Below are 4,985 nucleotides of genomic sequence, written 5' to 3'. Positions count from 1 at the left end.
CAATCTCGGTTGAACCAGAAGCCCCCTCGCAAGAGGGGGCTTTTTGTTGGGGGGGTGCAGATTCCCGAAAAAAAACGAACGCAGGGGCTGCGGCGCAGCGCTGTGGTCATGGTGTGCGAATCAGCCTTCGGACCGTCGGATGACGACATCGGCACGCCATTCCCATCCCCACGCACCGCAGACCTCCAACCGCAGAACGCCAGGCCGCCCAGTGGAGCCGGCGCCGCGGTCCAAGGCGCTGACGGGTGCTCAGTTTCTGGTCAAGGCGCTGGAAGCCCATGGCGTCACCCATGTGTTTGGCATCCCCGGGGCCAAGGTCGACAGCGTCTTCACGGCCCTGCTGGATTCGCCCATCGAGCTGGTGCTCTGCCGCCATGAGCAGAACGCGGCATTCATGGCTCAAGCCTTTGGCCGCCTGACCGGCCGCATCGGCGTCTGCCTGGCCACCTCCGGCCCTGGCGTGACCAACCTGGTGACGGGCCTGGCAACGGCGACCACCGAAGGCGATCCCGTGTTGGCGATCGGTGGTGAGGTGCCCCTGGACGATCGCTTCAAGCAGACCCATCAGTCGCTGGATGCCATCGGCCTGATGCAGCCGGTGACGCGCTTTGCCCAGTCCGCCCTCTCGATTCACGACCTACCGGAGGTCCTGGGCAATGCCATTCGGGCGGCTGAGCAGGGCCGGCCGGGGGCAGCCTTTCTGGGGCTGCCCAAGGACGTTGGCTTGGCTGAGATCGAGGCCGACCCATCGGCGGGCTGGGGTGAGCCGATCCTTCAGGGGCCCTGCCATCCCCAGGCCCTGAGCCGTGCCGCGGAGTTGATGGCAACCCTGGAGCGGCCCCTGCTCCTTCTGGGGATGCAGGCTTCAGATCCAGATCTCAGCGAAGCGCTCCAGGCCTATGTGCGCCGCAGCGGACTGCCCTACTGCGCCACCTTCCAAGGGCCCGGGCGCTGGGTCGCGCCGGAGCAGTACGTGGGGCGGTTGGGACTCTTCCGCAACCAACCGGCGGATGCCCTGCTGAGCGCGGCCGATGGTGTCATCTGCCTCGGCTTTGATCCGGTCGAATACGACCCCAGCCTTTGGAATAGCGATCAATCCCGCACCCTGATCAATGTCGATGTAAAGGCTGCGGACCAGGACCAAGCCTTCCTGCCCCAGGTGGAGTTGATCGGGGATCTGCAGCAGACCTTGATTGCCATGGCCACCCTGCCGCCACTGACGATCGCCCCTGATTTCCGTCAGCAGCAGCAGGCCCTCGCCGCTGAATTACGGGCGACGGCCGCCGAGGGTGCCTCCATGGGTGGAGCTGCTCCTGTTCATCCGTTGCGCCTGGTGCACGAGATCAGTTCGGTGATCACCAAGGACACCACGCTCTGCCTGGATGTCGGCTCCCACTACATCTGGATGAACCGCTATGCCCAGGCTGAGCGAGCTCGCCAGGTGCTGGTGAGCAATGGTCAGCAGACCCTGGGCGTGGCCCTGCCGTGGGCCATTGCCGCTGGGATGGTGCGCCCCGGCTGTCCCGTGGTCTCCGTCTCAGGGGACGGTGGCTTTTTGTTCACGGCGACGGAGCTGGAGACGGCGGTGCGGATGGGCAGCCGCTTCGTGCACGTGATTTGGAACAGCCACTCCTACAACATGGTGGAGTTCCAGGAGCAGGCCCACTACGGACGGGTCTCGGGGATCCAGCTTGGCGACTACGACGTCGTCAAGTTCGCCGAGGCCTTTGGCGCGAAGGGCTACTCGATCCAGAACGCCGAGGACCTCGGACCCGTCCTGCGGGAGGCCCTGCAGCAGCCGGTACCGGTTCTGATCAATGTTCCGGTGGACTACTCCGAGAACATCCGGCTGATGCAGAACGTGCACCAGCAGTTCATCCACTGAGGTTCCGATGAGCACGCAGCATGCGAGCGGTCACCACCTGAACGTCTCCGTTGGCGATGGTCTCTGGGACGCGCTGCACGCCTTGGCTGAACGCACGGGCGACAGCGTCAGCCATCTGGTTCGCCGCTCCCTGGCGGAAACCCTGGATCTTGACCACCACACGATCTATCAGGTCTCCACCTCTGGAGCGCTGGTGCAGGGGGTCTATCAGGGTTGCGTGCGCGTGGCGGACATCAAGCGCCATGGAGACTTCGGCCTGGGCACCTTCGATGGCCTCGATGGTGAGGGGATCATGCTCGATGGCACCTGCTGGCAGGCCCGCAGTGATGGGTCGGTGCATGTCGCCCCGGACTCGGCCCTGGCTCCCTTTTGGGCGACGACCTTCTTTGCGGCTGACACCACCACGACGCTGCCGTCCGTCAGCAGTTGGGACGACCTCACCGCCCAGCTCGATGGCCTAAGGCGCAGCGACAATCTCTTCTGCGCCATCCGCATTACCGGCACGTTCGAGAGGATCCACTACCGCGTGGCCTGCAAGAGCGCCCATGGCACTGACCTGGTGAGCGCGACCAGTCACCAGGCGGAGTTCAGCCAGAGCGGTCTGCGCGGAAGCCTGGTGGGGTTCTGGACTCCCAGCTATGCCCGCACGATCAATGTGCCCGGCTATCACCTGCACCTGCTGAGCGATGACCACAACCATGGCGGTCACATCCTCGACGTGCAGGCCAAAGATCTGACGGTGCAGGTGCACATGGACAACCACGTGCACTTGGCCTTGCCGGAAACGCCGGCCTTCCTGGAGGCGGATCTACAGGGGGATCCCGCCGAGGCCTTGGCCCGAGCGGAGAGCAAACACAGCTGATCCCTGAGCCAGGGTTGCGCTGAGGGCCGTGTCCACGCTCAAGGTCCGCTCCCCTAGATGGACGGGGCGGGCACCATGGGCCTGGGCGAGCTCGATCTCAAAAGGGACAAAGCCGCCCTCGGGCCCGATCATCACCAGAGCGGGTTGGCCGGCGTGCTGAGCCAAGGGCTCCTCGGCCCCCATCTCCGTGATCAGGCAGAGCCGTCCGGCGCAGAGCCCTGGGAGCTCGTCTTCGATGAAGGGCCGGAAGCGTTGGTGCAGATGCACCTGCGGGGCGATGGTGTCTCGGGAGCGCTCCATGCCCGCGAGCAGGGCGGCCTCGACGTTGCTGGCTTGCAGCAGCGGGCTTTGCCAGTAGCTCTTCTCGACCCGCGCACTGTTGATCAGGTGCAGATGGCTGATCCCAAATTCGGCGCATTGCCGCAGGATCCGGCGCAGCATCTTGGGTCTCGGTAGGGCCAGCACCAAATCGAAGGGATGGCGCTTGGGTGGCGGTTCGCTGAGGACGGCTCTGAGCACCACGCCACTGGAGTCCAGGGACTCAATCAGCCCCTGACCGCAGGCACCTCCGATGAGCCCGAGCCGCAGGGTCTCGCCCACGCTCGACTTGAGCACATTGCGGATGTGGCGCGCCCGCTCGTCATTCAGCAGCACGCGCTGCTTGTCGATCCAGTCTTCTGGCCTCAGCAGGACGATGTTCATCGCTGTTCAGCAGCCGATGTCTTCTGCCCAGAGCTCAGGCTTCTGCTGCTGCATGGTTTGCATCAGCGCTTCGCAGCGTGGATCGTCCAGGCAGGTGACTTCGATTCCAGCCTCCTTGAGCCAGGTCTCGGCCCCTTGAAAGGTCTTGCGCTCTCCGATGACCACCCGCCGGAATCCCAGCAGAACAGCCGTTCCGGCGCACATCGGACAGGGAGAGAGGGTGGTGACCAGGGTCAGCTCACGCCAGTCGCGGCGCCGCCCGGCGTTGCGGATGCACTGGGTTTCACCATGGCTGGTGGGATCCCCGTTCTGGACCCGTTGGTTGTGTCCACGGGCGACGATCGTTCCATCCTCTTGGGCCAGGACGGCGCCGATGGGAATTCCCCCTTCGCTCCAGCCCCGTTCGGCTTCGGCCCGGGCCGCATCGACCAGACGTTGCATCGTGCTGCGATCGATCGCACCTCCGTGCCGTTGGCCCAAGCATGGCAGGCATGACGCAAGACAACCTCGGTCCGTGGGATCCAGAACGCCACAGCGTGGCTGAGATCGTTGCGGCCCTTGATCTTCAACCTCACCCCGAGGGGGGGTGGTACAGAGAGACCTTCCGCAGCGCGCTCAAGGTGCGCCGCGCCGATGGGGTGCAGCGCGACGCCCTGACCCAGATCCTGTTTCTGTTGGGCCCCGGGGAGATCAGTCGCTGGCATCGGGTGAACCACGCCGATGAGAGTTGGTGCTGCCTAGCGGGGGATCCCTTGGCGTTGCTGTTGGTGATGGATGGGCAGCTGCAGGAGCACTGTCTTCTACCGGCTTCAGCAGAAACGGTCGTGGTGCCAGCGGGTGTCTGGCAGGCCGCTCGGGCTTCAGGGCGTTGGAGCCTGATGGTGTGTGCGGTCGCCCCTGGTTTTGACTTTGACGACTTTCAAATGCTCAGCGAACTTTCAGAAGCTGAACATCCACCAGCTGCCCTGGTCGAGTATCGCTAGAGCCAGGTGCCATCTTTGGCTCGAATTCAAAGCCGCGGACTCAGATGTCTTGCTGTGACTGCAGGGTCTCATCTCTTTTGAGAGCGTCAGGACCTGAAAAGCCGGAGATCGGACTTGAACCGACGACCTACTGATTACGAATCAGTTGCTCTACCACTGAGCTACACCGGCAGCCCAGTGAAATTAGCATTCAGGCTTCGAAGCCTGAGACGCGCGGATGCCGCCTGACTCCCGTCCCCCACTGGATCCCGATCTCAGGGCTCGTCTGTTGCAGGAGGCTCGCACCCCCTGGCGTGGACTCAGGCGAGGACTCTGGTTGGCCTTTACCGCTTCTGCGGCCGTTGGCCTGGCCACGATGGCGATGCGTTCGGCCGGTGGAGAGGTGGTCCAGTCCTCTGACCTCCTGATTCAGGTTTCGGCGTTAGCCCTCTTCGGGCTTCTCCTCTGGCGCGACCGCTCCCCCAGCGTCGACGACTGACGCGTCTTCGCTGTCCTGTTTGGCAGGGTCTTCCTCAGTGTCTTGGGGTGCTTCGGCAGTGGTCTCTTCGGGGCC

At 64.2% G+C, this 4,985-nt stretch carries 6 protein-coding genes and 1 tRNA gene; 4 read left to right on the top strand and 3 right to left on the bottom strand.

Features of this window, described 5'->3' with window-relative positions; translation table 11 throughout:
• Positions 1–139: 139 nt before the first annotated feature.
• Both alsS and budA read left to right on the top strand, forming a co-directional pair.
• A complete protein-coding gene (alsS, locus tag QZ184_RS10020; protein WP_296416261.1) occupies positions 140–1,885 on the top strand; it encodes an acetolactate synthase AlsS in 1,746 nt (581 codons plus the stop codon).
• Between the two features lie 7 nt (positions 1,886–1,892).
• Positions 1,893–2,747, top strand: coding sequence for an acetolactate decarboxylase (gene budA, locus QZ184_RS10015; protein ID WP_296419410.1), 855 nt, complete (start codon positions 1,893–1,895; stop codon positions 2,745–2,747).
• On the opposite strand, the gene QZ184_RS10010 is transcribed toward budA, so the two are convergent.
• Both QZ184_RS10010 and QZ184_RS10005 read right to left on the bottom strand, forming a co-directional pair.
• Positions 2,694–3,449: a 16S rRNA (uracil(1498)-N(3))-methyltransferase gene (locus tag QZ184_RS10010; RefSeq protein ID WP_296419408.1), complete on the bottom strand. Its 756-nt coding sequence runs from the start codon at positions 3,447–3,449 to the stop codon at positions 2,694–2,696. The genes budA and QZ184_RS10010 overlap by 54 nt on opposite strands.
• Positions 3,450–3,455: 6 nt before the next feature.
• The gene (locus tag QZ184_RS10005) at positions 3,456–3,890 is read right to left on the bottom strand and encodes a nucleoside deaminase (RefSeq protein WP_296419406.1); all 435 of its coding nucleotides are present in this window, start codon (positions 3,888–3,890) and stop codon (positions 3,456–3,458) included.
• 50 nt (positions 3,891–3,940) lie between these two features.
• Between QZ184_RS10005 and QZ184_RS10000 the strand changes: the two genes are divergently transcribed.
• The gene (locus QZ184_RS10000; protein ID WP_296416266.1) at positions 3,941–4,432 is read left to right on the top strand and encodes a cupin domain-containing protein; all 492 of its coding nucleotides are present in this window, start codon (positions 3,941–3,943) and stop codon (positions 4,430–4,432) included.
• A gap of 99 nt (positions 4,433–4,531) precedes the next feature.
• Here the strand turns inward: QZ184_RS10000 and QZ184_RS09995 are convergent.
• A tRNA-Thr gene (locus QZ184_RS09995) sits at positions 4,532–4,603 on the bottom strand.
• A gap of 46 nt (positions 4,604–4,649) precedes the next feature.
• Between QZ184_RS09995 and QZ184_RS09990 the strand changes: the two genes are divergently transcribed.
• Complete coding sequence (locus tag QZ184_RS09990; protein WP_071777943.1) at positions 4,650–4,910, top strand: DUF3493 domain-containing protein; 261 nt, start codon at positions 4,650–4,652, stop codon at positions 4,908–4,910.
• Positions 4,911–4,985: the final 75 nt, after the last annotated feature.

The organism is Vulcanococcus sp. DEBay_Sum22DG08_74 (assembly GCF_017852955.1).
GTDB lineage: Bacteria > Cyanobacteriota > Cyanobacteriia > PCC-6307 > Cyanobiaceae > Vulcanococcus.
The sequence above is the reverse complement of the archived record's forward strand: the minus strand, read 5'-3'. Positions and strand labels throughout refer to the sequence as shown.